This is a genomic window from Xanthomonas sp. 3075 (genome assembly GCF_014197275.1).
GTDB lineage: Bacteria > Pseudomonadota > Gammaproteobacteria > Xanthomonadales > Xanthomonadaceae > Xanthomonas > Xanthomonas campestris_B.
Genome location: NZ_JACIFI010000024.1, coordinates 57,624 through 71,492, shown reverse-complemented (window position 1 = coordinate 71,492; position 13,869 = coordinate 57,624). Strand labels below are relative to the sequence as shown.

Below are 13,869 nucleotides of genomic sequence, written 5' to 3'. Positions count from 1 at the left end.
CCACCGTGCCCGGCTGACGGAGTGGCCAAAGCCCCTCCAACAACACAGTTGCTACAAGGACGTACTTGCGGCGTGTCCCGCGATGGTGGGCGGGCAAGGACCCTGCAACCAAGCCGCAGAGCAGCCGCTCTACAAGTCATCTATCAGCTCGCAATGCTTGTTTGCCGCGCCTAAAAAAAAAGACCGGCACGCAGTCGTACGCCGGTTGAGCGATCAACTATCCAGTTCGCTCCAGCGCGCGAACGCCGCATCCAGCTGCGCCTGTGCATCGCCCAGCGCGGCGGTATGCGCGGCCATCGCGGCGCTGTCGCGCTGATAGAAGGCCGGGTCGTTCATCGCATTGGTGAGCGCTGCAACCTGCTGCTCCAGGCTGTCGATCAAGGCCGGCAACTGCTCCAGCTCGCGCGCCTCCTTGTAACTGAGCTTGCGCTTGGGCGCAGCTTCCGCCGGTGCGGCAGCAGGCGCCGCTGGCGTAGTCGCAGCCGCCGTCGCCGATGCCTTGGCCACCGCCATCGCGTTGGGCGCCGGGGTGCGACGCTGACGCAGCGAATCACTGTAACCACCGACGTAATCACCGACCAAGCCCTCGCCTTCCATCACCAGCGTGGAGGTCACCACGTTGTCGAGGAAGTCGCGGTCATGGCTGACCAGCAGCAAGGTGCCGGTGTATTCGCCGAGCAACTCTTCCAGCAATTCCAGCGTTTCCACGTCCAGATCGTTGGTCGGTTCGTCCATCACCAACAGGTTGGACGGCTGTGCGAACAACCGCGCCAGCAGCAGACGATTGCGCTCGCCACCGGACAGCCGGGTGATCGGTGCGCGTGCGCGTTCGGGCGTGAACAGGAAGTCCTGCAGATACGCATGCACATGCTTGCGCTTGCCGTTGATCTCGAGGAAATCGCGGCCTTCGGCCACGTTTTCGATCGCGCTCCAGTCCTCGCGCAGCGTGGAACGGTACTGGTCGAAGTAGGCGATCTGCAGATTGGTGCCGATGCGGATCTCGCCCTGCTGCGCCTGCAGGTCGCCCAGCAGCAACTTGAGCAAGGTGGTCTTGCCGCTGCCGTTGGGACCGATCAGGCCGATGCGGTCGCCACGCTGGATGATGGTCGAAAAGTCCTTGACCATCGTGCGTGCGCCGAATGCGAAGCCGACCTCCTTGGCTTCGATCACCTTCTTGCCGGAGGACTCGCCTTGCGAGACTTCCATACGTACATTGCCGGTCAGGTCGCGGCGCTGCACGCGCTCGTTGCGCATCGATTCCAGACGCCGCACACGGCCTTCGTCGCGGGTCCGTCGCGCCTTGATGCCCTGCCGGATCCAGATTTCTTCCTGCGCCAGCATCTTGTCGAAGCGCGCATTCTCCTGCGCCTGCGCATTGAGTCGTTCTTCGCGACGGCGCTCGTAATTGGCCCAGTCGCCCGGCCAGCTGGTGACCTGACCACGGTCGATTTCGACGATGCGCGTGGCCAACGCACGCAAAAAACGCCGGTCATGGGTCACGAACAGCACGCTGCCGCTCCAGCCTTTCAGGAACGACTCCAGCCAGTCGATCGCCTCGATGTCCAGATGGTTGGTCGGCTCGTCCAGCAGCAGCACATCCGGCGAGGACACCAGCGAGCGCGCCAGCAGCACGCGGCGCTTCATGCCGCCGGACAGCCGCGCAAACTCCGCATCGCCGTCCAGTTCCAGCTTGGTCAGGGTCTCGGTGACGCGCTGATCCAGCGCCCACCCATCGGCCGCGTCGATCTTGGCCTGCACCTTGCCGAACGCATCGGCATCGAACACCTCGGCGTGGCTGAGCTGATGGAACTCGGCCAACCAGTGGCCCAGTTCGCCCAGGCCATCGGCCACCACGTCGAACACGCTGCCGCCGGTGCCCTGCGGCACCTCCTGCTCCAGCCGTGCAATGCGCACGCCCTGCTGCACGCGCACTTCGCCGTCATCGGGCTTGAGCTCGCCGGCGATCAGTTTCATCAAGGTCGATTTGCCGGCGCCGTTGCGGCCGATCAGGGCGATACGCTCGCCCGGCTCGATCGTGAGGTCGGTTTTTTCCAGCAACAGGGGGCCGCCGACGCTGTAGTCGACGCTTTGCAGAGTGATTAAAGGCATGGGCTAATTGTACGGGAATCGGGAATGGTGAATCGGGAATGGAAAAGCCTCGCCGTTGCGATTCCCGATTCCCCACTCCCGATTCCCGCTAAAATGCGCCATGAACGAATTCTCCGCGCTGCCGCTGTCGCCGGCCCTGGCCCCCGGCATCGACGCCCTTGGCTACACCGTCCTTACTCCCATCCAGGCGCAGAGCCTGCCGCCGATCCTGCAGGGGCTGGACGTCATCGCCCAGGCACCCACCGGCAGCGGCAAGACTGCCGCGTTCGGGCTGGGCCTGCTGCAGAAGCTCGACCCGGCGCTGACCCGCGCGCAGGCGCTGGTGCTCTGCCCCACCCGCGAACTGGCCGACCAGGTCGGCAAGCAGCTGCGTAAGCTGGCCACCGGCATTCCCAACATGAAGCTGGTGGTGCTCACCGGCGGCATGCCGCTGGGTCCGCAACTGGCCTCGCTGGAAGCGCACGACCCGCAAGTGGTGGTCGGCACGCCAGGCCGTATCCAGGAACTCGCCCGCAAGCGCGCCCTGCATCTGGGCGGCGTGCGCACGCTGGTGCTGGACGAGGCCGACCGCATGCTCGACATGGGCTTCGAAGAACCCATCCGCGAGATCGCCAGCCGCTGCGACAAACACCGTCAGAGCCTGCTGTTCTCGGCCACCTTCCCGGACATCATCCGCACGCTGGCGCGCGAGATCCTGAAGGACCCGATCGAAATCACCGTCGAAGGCGCCGACAACGCGCCGGAAATCGACCAGCAGTTCTTCGAAGTCGACCCGACTTATCGACAGAAAGCCGTCGCCGGGCTGCTGCTGCGCTTCAATCCCGAATCCAGCGTGGTGTTCTGCAATACCCGCAAGGAAGTGGACGAAGTGGCCGGCTCGCTGCAGGAGTTCGGCTTCTCCGCGCTGGCCTTGCATGGCGACATGGAACAGCGCGACCGCGACGAGGTGCTGGTGCGCTTCGTCAATCGCAGCTGCAACGTGCTGGTGGCCAGCGACGTGGCCGCGCGCGGGCTGGACGTGGAAGACCTGTCGGCGGTGGTCAATTACGAGCTGCCCACCGACACCGAAACCTACCGCCACCGCATCGGCCGCACCGCGCGCGCCGGCAAGCGCGGCTTGGCACTCAGCCTGGTGGCCTCACGCGAGACGGGTCGCGCACAGGCACTGGAAGCCGAACAAGGCCAGCCGCTGAAGTGGTCGCGCGCACCATTGGCCACCGCCCGCCCCGCGCAGCTGCCGCAGGCGGCCATGACAACCTTGCGCATCGATGGCGGCAAGACCGACAAACTACGTGCCGGCGACATCCTCGGCGCGCTGACCGGCGAAGCCGGACTCTCCGGCGCGGCGATCGGCAAGATCGCGATCTACCCCACCCGCTCCTATGTCGCCATCGCCAACGCGCATGTCGCCAAGGCGCTGGCGCATCTGCATGCGGGCAAGATCAAGGGACGCCGGTTCCGGGTCAGCAAGCTGTAACCAGCAAGCGGTAGAGGCGGACGATCCGGTCGAGCGGCGGCCGCAACGCCTGCCGCTCGATCCACATGGATGCGGATTTTCGCGCATCCATGTCGCCAGAACGCTGGCTCGGCATGACGCTCGCTCAACCAGACGCCTGGATCAGTAGCTCAACGTCGCCAGCAACGGTACGTCATCGGCCCACTTCTCGCGGCCCTTCAGCGTCAGCAGCTCCACCAGCACCGCCGCGCCGACCACTTCCAGCTCCAGCTGTGCGGCCAGGCTCAACGCCGCACGCAAGGTGCCGCCGGTGGCGAGTACGTCATCGACAATCAATACACGGGCACCGCGCGGCAAAGCGTCTTCGTGCATTTCGATGCGATCGGTACCGTATTCCAGCGCATATTCCTGCACCAGCGTGCGCCCGGGCAGCTTGCCCGGCTTGCGCACCGGCACGAAGCCTGTGCGCAGCTCGCGCGCCAGCGCAGCACCCAGGATGAAACCGCGCGCCTCGATGCCCAACACCGCGTCCAGCGGCGTGGTCCGCCAGGGCTGCGCCATTTCGTCCAATGCGGAAGCGAAGTCCGGGCCATCGGACAGCAGCGGCGTGATGTCCTTGAAGACGATGCCCGGCTTGGGAAAATCGGCGATATCGCGGATCCGGCCTGCCCAGTGGTTGGGTCCGGAAGAAGTGGTGCCGGCGCAGCGGCTGCAATCGGTCATGGTGATGGTGGCGTCGTAGCCGGTGGGGACCCGGCTATTCTAGGCTGCGTAGGCGTGGCCCGCCGCGTTTACGACATACCTGCATCTGAGCGCGTCAGGAACTGCAGGACAGCATCGAGCAGCCGGCGCGATCGCGCGCCCAGTCCGGCCGCCGCGCGGCAAACGCCTCGCGGCCCGGCTGGTCGTCGTACGGATGACGCATGACCTCCAGCAACTCCTGCACCCCGGACGGATCGCCCTGCTCGGCCAGATCGATCGCCTGCTGCGCCATATAGTTGCGCAGTACGTAGCGCGGATTGGCCAGGCGCATGCGTTCGCGCCGCAGGTCCGCCGGCAGACTGTCGTGCATCAACCGCACCGCGTAGCGCTGCAGCCATTCCTGCAGCTGCGCTGCGTGCGCGAGGCGCTTGGCCTCGTCGTAGAACGCTTCGCGCAACAGCTCCGGGTCGGGATGCTCTGGCGACAGATCGATCAACCCGCGGAAGGTCAACGTCATATCCATCTCGGCGTCGTGCATCAGCGCGCGCAGGGAGTCGATCAACGCCAGATCCTCGTCACGGCACTCGGCAAGGCCCAGCTTGGCCGCAGTATCGCGGCGGTCCCAGGCCAGGTAGGTATCGCGGAAGCGGTCCAGCCCCTGCTGCAACGGCGCCTGGTCGGCGAACAGCGGCGCCAGCGCCTGCGCCAAACGGCCCAGGTTCCAATACGCCACCTGCGGCTGGGTGCCGAAACGGTAGCGACGGCCCTGGGCGTCGGTGGTGTTCGGCGTCCAGTCCGGGTCGTAATCGTCGACCCAGCCATACGGGCCGTAATCGATGGTCAGGCCCAGGATCGACATGTTGTCGGTGTTCATCACCCCATGCACGAACCCCACCCGCATCCAGTGCGCCACCATCACCGCGGTGCGTTCGCAGACCTGCGCAAACCAGGCGGCGTACACCTCCTCGCCGGCACCTTCCAGCTCCGGGAAATCGCGCGCAGTGGTGAAATCCGCCCACTGCCGCAACAGCGCGAGATCGCCGCGCGCACTGGGCAACTCGAAGTTGCCGAAGCGGATGAACGACGGTGCCACCCGGCACACGATCGCGCCCGGCTCGCGTTGCGGGCGGCCGTCGTAGAACATGTCGCGCACCACCGCATCGCCGGTGGTCACCAGGCTCAGCGCGCGCGTGGTCGGCACGCCCAGATGGTGCATCGCTTCGCTGCATAGAAATTCGCGTATCGACGAGCGCAACACCGCACGACCATCGGCACCGCGCGAGTAAGGCGTCGGGCCGGCGCCCTTGAGCTGCAGCTCGTAGCGACCGCCATCGACCCCGATCGCCTCGCCCAGCGAAATCGCCCGGCCATCGCCCAACTGGCCTGCCCAATGTCCGAACTGGTGCCCGCCATAGTTGACCGCCCACGGCTGCATGCCTGGATACAGCGCATTGCCGCCAACGACCTGGGCAAAGCGTGAACTGGCGATCTCGGCGGCGTCCAGCCCGAGCAGCTGGGCCACCTCCGCCGAATGCGCAAGCAGGCGCGGTGCGGCGACCGGCGTTGGCACGACCGTGGACCAGGCAGCGCGCACCTCGCGGCGTCGCGGACCTTCTTCGGCATCGCCGGGCAACTGCTGGCGCAGCCGGTTATCAAATCGCAACGTTGTCATGGCACAAGCCTAGGCCACCGGCAGTGAACCCGGCATGGTCCGGCCGCATCTGCAGTGGCGCCCGCACCGTATCCTTAATCGTTTTGCGCTGCCAAGCAGGCGCGTCCTGCACACCGTGGCGACGTACAAGCCGTTATCACTCCCTGCCCTCCGACCCGACATCGCCTATGCCCTCGCGCGTCTCTCGCTGGTTTCGTCCCGCCATTGTGCTGCTCGGCTCGCTGACGCTGAGCGCCTGCAGCAGCGTGTTCTTCGGCGGCATCAATGCCGCGTCCAGCCGCGACGGCATGGTCGAACACCGCAACCAGGTCTTCGACCCGGGGCATGGGCTGGCGCTGGACGTGTATCAGCCACGTGGCGCGGTGAATGCGCCGGTAGTGGTGTTCTTCTATGGCGGCACCTGGAAGCACGGAACGCGCAGCAACTATCGCTGGGTCGGACGCGCGCTTGCCCGCCAGGGCGTGGTGGCGATGGTGGCGGACTATCGCAAGTTTCCGCAGGTCGGCCTGCAGGGTTTCATGTCCGACGCCGCCAGCGCCACCGCCTGGAGCTATCGGCATGCGCACACTTATGGCGGCGACCCCGGGCGACTGGCAGTGATGGGGCACTCGGCCGGCGCGCATATCGCGGCGCTGTTGGGCACCGACGCGCGCTGGTTGCAACGGCAGGACATGAAGCCACGCCAGCTTTGCGGCGTGGTGGGATTGGCCGGTCCGTACGACTTTCTGCCGATAGACGACCCGGAACTGATCGAGATCTTCGGCCAGGCGCCGGACGCGCAGCGGCAATCGCAGCCGGTGCACTACGTCGGCGGCGATGAGCCGCCGATGCTGCTGCTGCACGGCGACGCCGACCGCGTGGTCGAACTGCAGAACAGCATCTCGCTGCAGCATGCCTTGCAACGCAAGGGCGGCACGGCCGAGTTGAAGGTCTACCCGGGCATGGGCCATCTCGGCATCGTGCTGGCGCTGCGCAAATCGCCCGAGCGCTCGCCGGTGCTGCGCGACACGCTGCAGTTTCTGCGGCAGTGCCGGGCGCCTTGATGGCTGGGTGATGCAGTGCCGGGATTAGAGTGTCGGGATTGGGGAGTCGCCAATACAGCGCTCAATGCCGGCGGCAGGTGGAGCGACCTGCGCCGGACTCGGCCTCACCCGCGCTCACCCGCCGCCGGCATCACGCGGCCGGTTTGCTACCCAACAGCTCGAACGGGCCACCCTTCTTCAGCGCCGCCTGGTATGCAGGGCGCGCCTGGATTTTCTCCAGGAAGCCGCGCAGACGCGGGTAGCTCTCCAACCCGCCTCCTCGCGCCGCCGCAGCCTGCACCGGAAAGCTCATCTGGATATCGGCAGCGGTAAAGCGCTCTCCGGCAAACCACTCGCGCGCCTGCAGCGACTGTTCCATCCAGTCCAGGTGCAGCTTGAGTTGCGGACCGACAAAACTCGACATCGCCTTGTCCACGATTGCGCGGGCAATGGGCTTGGCGAAGAACGGCATCGGCGCACTGCGGATGCGCCCGAAGATCAGCGTCATCAACAACGGCGGCATCGCCGAGCCCTCGGCATAGTGCATCCAGTAACGGAACTGCAAACGCTCGGGCGACTCCAACGGACGCGGCGGTGGCGACAGCGCGCATTCGGTGTCGTAGCGCTCGGTCAGGTAGTCCAGGATCGCGCCCGACTCGGCCACGGTCAGTTCGCCATCGACAATGACAGGAGATTTGCCGAGCGGGTGAATGGCACGCAACGCGGCCGGCGCCAGCATGGTCTTGGGATCGCGCTCATGGCGCACCAGTTGGTAAGGCAATGCCAACTCTTCGAGCAGCCACAGCACGCGCTGGGAACGGGAATTGTTGAGATGGTGAACAGTGATCATGGCAGGGCTGCGTGCGTAAAGCGCTTATCCTACCTATTCAAGCGGCGATGCCGCACGCGCTTGCGACCGACACACCTCCACTTACGCCGACACCCGCGGGTGGAAAAAATCCCACCCAATAAAAAAGGCCGGTCGCTTGCGCGACCGGCCTTTTCGGCAACCTTAAGGTTGCAGACGGATTAGACCGCCTGCACCTGGTCAGCCTGCATGCCCTTCTGGCCCTGCACGGCGACGAAGGTGACCTTCTGGCCTTCCTGCAGCGACTTGAAACCGGTGCCCTGGATGGCACGGAAGTGCACAAACAGGTCCGGGCCGCTTTCCGGGGTGATGAAGCCGAAGCCCTTGGCATCGTTGAACCACTTCACGGTACCGGTCTGGCGTATTTCTGACATTTTACAAACTCCTGAACTATAGATGGATAAATCGCAGCGTCCGAAAAGCCGGAGCTGAGACTGAGTTGCAGGCGTTGGTAAAGCGGAACGATGAAGCGAGATCTGTAACGATCCGGCTGCACCAGGCCACGATTCACGGTGACCCTTGCAAACACAGTGCGTGCACAGTACTCGTGTTTTCACCAAAAAGCGACACCTAACGTCAAATCTTTTGCTGTCGGGCCGATTCCGACGGTCTGTCAGGCTCTTTCCCAGTCACAATTGCTGCATGAATAGGCCTCAAGACCAAACGCGACCGCAGATCTGGGTGGATGCCGATGCCTGCCCCACCGTCATCCGCGACATCCTTTTCCGTGCAGCTGCGCGCACCGGGGTCGCGGTGACACTGGTCGCCAACCACCATTTGCAGACACCGGCCCTGCCGCACGTGCGCAATGTGCAGGTTCCCGGTGGACCGGACGTGGCCGACGATGCGATTGCCGAGCGGGTCGCCGCCGGCGACCTGGTCGTGACCCAGGACATCCCGCTGGCCGCGCGCGTGTTGCAAGCAGGCGCTAGCGCGGTCAGCCCGCGCGGCGAACCATTCACCAGCAACAGCATCAACGAGCGCCTGTCGGTGCGCAGTTTTCTGGAAGAGCTGCGCGGCGCAGGCGTTGCCACTGGCGGGCCGCCGGCTCTGCATGCACGCGACCGTCAGGCCTTCGCCGCCCAACTCGACCGCTGGCTGGCCCTGCAGTCCATGTAACTGACTGCGTGTGGACGGGGGCGTATCATAAGCGCCCTTTGCAATCGGCATCCTGATGGCTCTTACCGCCACCGTCCGCAGGGCGGAACTTCAGATCAGCGACATGGACCGCGGCTATTACGCCAACCATTCGCTGACTCTGGCCCAGCACCCCTCCGAAACCGACGAGCGCCTGATGGTGCGGCTGCTCGCGTTCGCGCTGTTTGCCGACGACCGCCTGGAATTCGGCCGCGGCCTCAGCAACGAGGACGAGCCCGACCTGTGGCGACGCGACTACACCGGCGACCCGGATCTGTGGATCGACCTCGGCCAGCCCGACGAGAGCCGCGTGCGCAAGGCCTGCAACCGCTCGCGCGAGGCGGTGGTCATCGGCTACGGCGGCCAGGCCACCGAAACCTGGTGGAAGAAGCAGGCCAATGCACTCGGCCGCCAGCGCAACCTGCGCGTGATCGAGCTCGACGCTCAGGCCACCGAGGCGCTGGGCGCGCTGATCCAGCGCGGCATGCGCTTCGATGTGATCATCCAGGACGGCGAGGTCCAGATGCTGGCCGACCACGGCAACGTGACCCTGACTCCGATGGTGCGGCAAGCGCCGGCCGAATGAACACGCGTTGCGACGTGCTGGTCGTCGGCGCCGGCGCGGCAGGCCTGATGAGCGCCCTGACCGCCGGCCGGCGCGGCCGCCAGGTGCTGGTGATCGACCACGCCAACAAGGTCGGCAAGAAGATCCTGATGTCCGGCGGAGGGCGCTGCAACTTCACCAACACCGGCACCACGCCGGGCAACTTCCTGTCGGCCAACCGGCACTTCTGCAAGTCCGCCCTCGCCCGCTACAGCCCGGCCGATTTCGTGGAGATGGTCGAGCGCCACGGCATCGCCTATCACGAGAAAGAGCTGGGCCAGCTGTTCTGCGACATCTCGTCCAAGCAGATCGTGCGCATGTTGCTGGACGAATGCGACGCGGCGGGCGTGCAGATCCGCACCGACTGCAAGGTGCAATCGGTACAGCGCGGCAGCGACGGCTTCGCCGTGGAGACCAGCCAGGGACACGTGCAGGCGCAGTCGCTGATCGTGGCGAGCGGCGGGCTGTCGATTCCGAGCATGGGCGCGAGCGGCTTCGGCTATACGCTGGCCCAGCAGTTCGGCCACACGCTGTTGCCGACGCGCGCCGGGCTGGTGCCGCTCACGCTGAGCGGCAAGCACCAGGAGCGGCTGCAGGATCTGTCCGGACTGGCGTTGCCGGTTGAGGCCAGCTGCAACGGGGTCAGCTTCCGCAACTTCATGCTGCTGACCCATCGCGGGGTCAGTGGCCCGGCGATTTTGCAGATTTCGTCGTACTGGCAACCGGGCGACGACCTGCGCCTGGATCTGCTGCCCGGCCACGATGCGACCGCTTGGTTGCGCGAACAGAAAACCCAACGCGGCGCCACCGAGTTGCGCAACGTGCTGGCCGATGTGCTGCCGCGTCGCCTTGCGCAGCGCCTGTGCGAGGTGTGGCTGCCGGACAAGCCGGTGCGCCAGCTGGACCCACCGCAATTGCAGAGCGCGGCCGAACTGCTCGGCGCCTTCTCGCTGATCGCCAGCGGAACCGAAGGCTACCGAACGGCTGAAGTAACCCTTGGCGGGGTCGATACTAACCAGGTCTCAAGTGCGACCATGGAGTCGCGTCTGGTGGCCGGGCTGTACTTCGTGGGCGAGGTGCTGGATGTGACCGGATGGTTGGGCGGCTATAACTTCCAGTGGGCGTGGGCGTCCGGACATGCCGCCGGAAGCGTCGCCTAGTCTCACGGTACATGCGTCCAATCCACTCTGGACGCAACCGGCTTTTAGTCGTTACAAAACGCAGTCTCCAGGAAGTAGCGCATGCAAAAAAGCAAAGATCTCACCCTCCGCTTGATGATCGTCGACGACAGTGTCGAAGGCGCGGAGGCGATCGTGACCGCGTTGCGCAACGGCGGCATTGCAGTGCGTCCGTCACGACCGCAAACACCAGAAGAACTGGTCGGCATGCTCTCCGGCCAGATCGACCTGGCCCTGCACGGACAGGCGCTGCAGATTCCAATGCCGGTGCTGCAGCAGTGTATCGCCGGCAGCGGCAAGGACATCCCGATCATCCTGCTGGCCGAGCGGCTCGAAGAGAACGCGTTGATCGAAGCCGCTGCGCACGGCATCCGCGCGATCGCGCTGCGCCATCGCCCAGAACACCTGCTGGCGCTGGTGCGCTCGGAATGGGCCGACCTGCGTGCGCGGCGCGGATTGCGCCGCATCGAGGCACAGATGCGCGAGACCGAGCGGCGTTGCGACGCCTTGATCGCCTCCTCGCGCGACCCGATCGCCTACGTGCACGAAGGCATGCATATCCGTGCCAACGAGGCGTACCTGGAGATGTTCGGCTTCGAGTCGTTCGACGATGTCGAGGGCGTGTCGCTGCTGGACATGATCGCCGCGCAGTACGTCGACGATTTCAAGCAATTGCTCAAGTCCATGTCCAAGGGCGAGCCGCCACCGGCCCAGTACAAGGTGGATGCGCGCCGGCTGGAAGGCGACACCTTCCCGGCGACGCTGGAATTCGCCACGGCCACCTACGAAGGCGAGCCTTGCATCCAGGTGGTGTTCCGACGCCGCGAAGAGTTCGACCCGGAACTGGCGCGCGAGGTCGAAGACCTGCGTCAGCGTGACCAGGTCACTGGCCTGCTTAACCGACCCACCTTCATGGTGGCGCTGGAACAGGCGGTGGCACGCGCCGGTCGTAGCGAGGGCCAGTCCGGCTTTTTGCTGATCGAGCCGGATCATTACGCGCGCATCCTGCCCGAGATCGGACTGGATTCGGCCGACACCTTGATTGCTGCCCTGGCCACCCACTTGGCCAGCGTGCTGGATGCCAGCGTCGTTGCCGCCCGTTTCGGCGAGCACAGCTTTGCGCTGTTGATGGACGGCAATTACGCGCGTACGCATGCGTTGGCAGAGTTGCTGCGCGATGCCTTTGCCCAGCACGTCTTCAGCATCGGCGTGCGCTCGGCAACGGTCACGGTGAGTATTGGCGGGGTGCAGATCGGCGAAAAGATCGCCAGCATCGGCCAGGTGCTCAACCGCGGCACCGAGGCGGTGCGCACCATCACCGAACTCGGCGGCAACGCGATCAGCATCTACGACCCGGCCGCAGCCGACCGTGCCGAGGAAGAGCGTATCGAGCGCTGGGTGGAGCAATTACGCGAAGCGCTGGCGGGCGATGGTTTCGTGCTGCATTACCAGCCGGTGCTCAATCTGCAGGGCGAGCCGCTGGAGTTGTATCAGGCGTTCCTGCGCCTGGAACGCAACGGCGAGATGATGTCGCCGAACGCTTTCATGGCCATTGCCGAAGAGCACGACCTGATCACCGAGATCGATCGCTGGGTGGTCGCGCGCGCGATCCGCCAGCTGGGCGAGCGGCAACGCGCCGGGCACACGACCCACTTGCTGGTGCGGATCGGGCCCAACTCGTTCTCCGACCCGCAGATGATCGATACCATCCGCGAGCAGTTGGCGGTGTACGGCGTGCCTGGCGAACGGCTATGGCTGCAGACGCCCGAATCGAAGGTGTTCACGCATCTGCGCAATGCCCAGCAGTTTCTGGCGGCGGTGTCGGCGATGGGCTGCAAGGTCGGGCTGGAACAATTCGGCTCGGGCCTGGACTCGTTCCAGTTGCTGGCGCATTTCCAGCCGGCGTTCCTCAAGCTCGATCGCGGCATCACCGGCGAGGCTGGCTCGGCCCGCGAGAGCCAGGAAAAGATCCGCGAAATCACCTCACGCGCGCAGCCGGCCGGCATTCTGACCGTGGCCGAATTCGTGGCCGATGCGCAGTCGATGAGCAGTTTCTTCAGTGCCGGGGTGGACTATGTACAGGGCGACTTCGTCGCGCCGACCGGCTTGGCGATGAACTACGAGTTCGGCTGAGGCAGCACTGGCAGGCTGTGAAGGCCGGATGGAGTGAGCAACAAAAAACCCGCACGCAGCGGGTTTTTTGTTGCGATCGCGCATCGAGCAGGCAGCCGACTTACATCGCAGTACCGTTGCCCGCGCGCAGCGCGGCGATACGCTCGGGCAACGGTGGGTGGCTCAGAAACAGCCGGCGCAAACCATCGCCCACACCACCTGAAATCCCGAAGGCCTGCACCTGCGAAGGCAAGGTGTTCTGGCCGTGATTGAGAGACAGCCGCTCCAGCGCCGCGATCATCTTGCTGCGCCCAGCCAGGTGCGCGCCACCGGCATCGGCGCGGAATTCGCGGTGACGCGAGAACCACATCGCGATCATCGTCGCAAACAGGCCGAACACCATCTCCAGCACGAACACGATGACGTAGTACGCGAAGCCGCGCCCGCCCTCACGGTTGCCCGACAGCGCGGCATCGATCACCCCGCCGACCACGCGCGCCAGCACGATGACGAAGGTATTGAGCACGCCCTGCAGCAACGCCATGGTCACCATGTCGCCATTGGCAATGTGCGCGACCTCGTGGCCCAGCACCGCCTCGGCCTCGTCCTGGCTCATGTTCTGCAGCAAGCCGGTGGAGACCGCCACCAGCGCGTTGTTGCGGTTGGCACCGGTAGCGAAGGCGTTGATCTCCGGGCCCTCGTAGACCGCCACTTCCGGCATGCCGATACCGGCGGCCTGGGCCTGACGACGCACGGTGTCCAGCAGCCAGCGCTCGGTCGGCGTGCGTGGCTCGGTAATCACCTGCGCGCCGGTGCTGCGCTTGGCCAGGAACTTGGACAGCAGCAGCGAAATGAGCGAGCCGCCGAAACCGAAGATGGCGGCCATCACCAACAGGCCGGTCATCTGCGCGGGATTGACGCCCAGCACCGACATGACGACGCTGGCGAGCATCAACACCGCAAAGTTGGTCAACAGAAACAGGAAAATGCGGTTGAACATGGCGCACTG

General features: G+C 65.3%; 12 protein-coding genes. 6 read left to right on the top strand and 6 right to left on the bottom strand.

What is annotated here, in order from left to right:
* Positions 1–213 precede the first annotated feature (213 nt).
* Positions 214–2,109: an ATP-binding cassette domain-containing protein gene (locus GGR62_RS18215; protein ID WP_184409248.1), complete on the bottom strand. Its 1,896-nt coding sequence runs from the start codon at positions 2,107–2,109 to the stop codon at positions 214–216.
* 100 nt (positions 2,110–2,209) lie between these two features.
* Between GGR62_RS18215 and dbpA the strand changes: the two genes are divergently transcribed.
* Positions 2,210–3,586: an ATP-dependent RNA helicase DbpA gene (dbpA, locus tag GGR62_RS18210; protein ID WP_184409247.1), complete on the top strand. Its 1,377-nt coding sequence runs from the start codon at positions 2,210–2,212 to the stop codon at positions 3,584–3,586.
* A gap of 141 nt (positions 3,587–3,727) precedes the next feature.
* Here the strand turns inward: dbpA and GGR62_RS18205 are convergent, their stop codons facing one another.
* Both GGR62_RS18205 and GGR62_RS18200 read right to left on the bottom strand, forming a co-directional pair.
* Positions 3,728–4,288, bottom strand: coding sequence for an adenine phosphoribosyltransferase (locus GGR62_RS18205; protein WP_184409246.1), 561 nt, complete (start codon positions 4,286–4,288; stop codon positions 3,728–3,730).
* A 94-nt stretch (positions 4,289–4,382) separates the two neighbouring features.
* Positions 4,383–5,939, bottom strand: coding sequence for a YdiU family protein (locus tag GGR62_RS18200; protein WP_184409245.1), 1,557 nt, complete (start codon positions 5,937–5,939; stop codon positions 4,383–4,385).
* A gap of 167 nt (positions 5,940–6,106) precedes the next feature.
* Here GGR62_RS18200 and GGR62_RS18195 point away from each other — a divergent pair, with 167 nt between their 5' ends.
* Positions 6,107–6,982, top strand: a complete 876-nt coding sequence (locus GGR62_RS18195; RefSeq protein WP_184409244.1) for an alpha/beta hydrolase — start codon at positions 6,107–6,109, stop codon at positions 6,980–6,982.
* A 130-nt stretch (positions 6,983–7,112) separates the two neighbouring features.
* Here GGR62_RS18195 and GGR62_RS18190 read toward each other — a convergent pair whose 3' ends face one another.
* Together GGR62_RS18190 and GGR62_RS18185 are read right to left on the bottom strand one after the other, a co-directional pair.
* The gene (locus tag GGR62_RS18190) at positions 7,113–7,811 is read right to left on the bottom strand and encodes a glutathione S-transferase (RefSeq protein ID WP_184409243.1); all 699 of its coding nucleotides are present in this window, start codon (positions 7,809–7,811) and stop codon (positions 7,113–7,115) included.
* A gap of 179 nt (positions 7,812–7,990) precedes the next feature.
* Positions 7,991–8,203, bottom strand: a complete 213-nt coding sequence (locus tag GGR62_RS18185; protein WP_184409242.1) for a cold-shock protein — start codon at positions 8,201–8,203, stop codon at positions 7,991–7,993.
* A gap of 268 nt (positions 8,204–8,471) precedes the next feature.
* Here GGR62_RS18185 and GGR62_RS18180 point away from each other — a divergent pair, with 268 nt between their 5' ends.
* From GGR62_RS18180 to GGR62_RS18165, 4 genes are all read left to right on the top strand, one after another.
* On the top strand, positions 8,472–8,948 hold the full coding sequence (locus GGR62_RS18180; protein ID WP_184409241.1) for a YaiI/YqxD family protein: 477 nt from the start codon (positions 8,472–8,474) through the stop codon (positions 8,946–8,948).
* Positions 8,949–9,003: 55 nt separating this feature from the next.
* Positions 9,004–9,552: a YaeQ family protein gene (locus GGR62_RS18175; protein ID WP_184409240.1), complete on the top strand. Its 549-nt coding sequence runs from the start codon at positions 9,004–9,006 to the stop codon at positions 9,550–9,552.
* A complete protein-coding gene (locus GGR62_RS18170; protein WP_184409239.1) occupies positions 9,549–10,730 on the top strand; it encodes an NAD(P)/FAD-dependent oxidoreductase in 1,182 nt (393 codons plus the stop codon). The genes GGR62_RS18175 and GGR62_RS18170 overlap by 4 nt, the downstream gene beginning before the upstream one ends.
* A gap of 81 nt (positions 10,731–10,811) precedes the next feature.
* Positions 10,812–12,881 (top strand): EAL domain-containing protein, encoded by a 2,070-nt coding sequence (locus GGR62_RS18165; protein ID WP_184409238.1) that lies wholly within the window; start codon positions 10,812–10,814, stop codon positions 12,879–12,881.
* A 100-nt stretch (positions 12,882–12,981) separates the two neighbouring features.
* Here GGR62_RS18165 and htpX read toward each other — a convergent pair whose 3' ends face one another.
* Positions 12,982–13,860 (bottom strand): protease HtpX, encoded by an 879-nt coding sequence (gene htpX, locus GGR62_RS18160; protein WP_184409237.1) that lies wholly within the window; start codon positions 13,858–13,860, stop codon positions 12,982–12,984.
* Between the last annotated feature and the right edge of the window lie 9 nt (positions 13,861–13,869).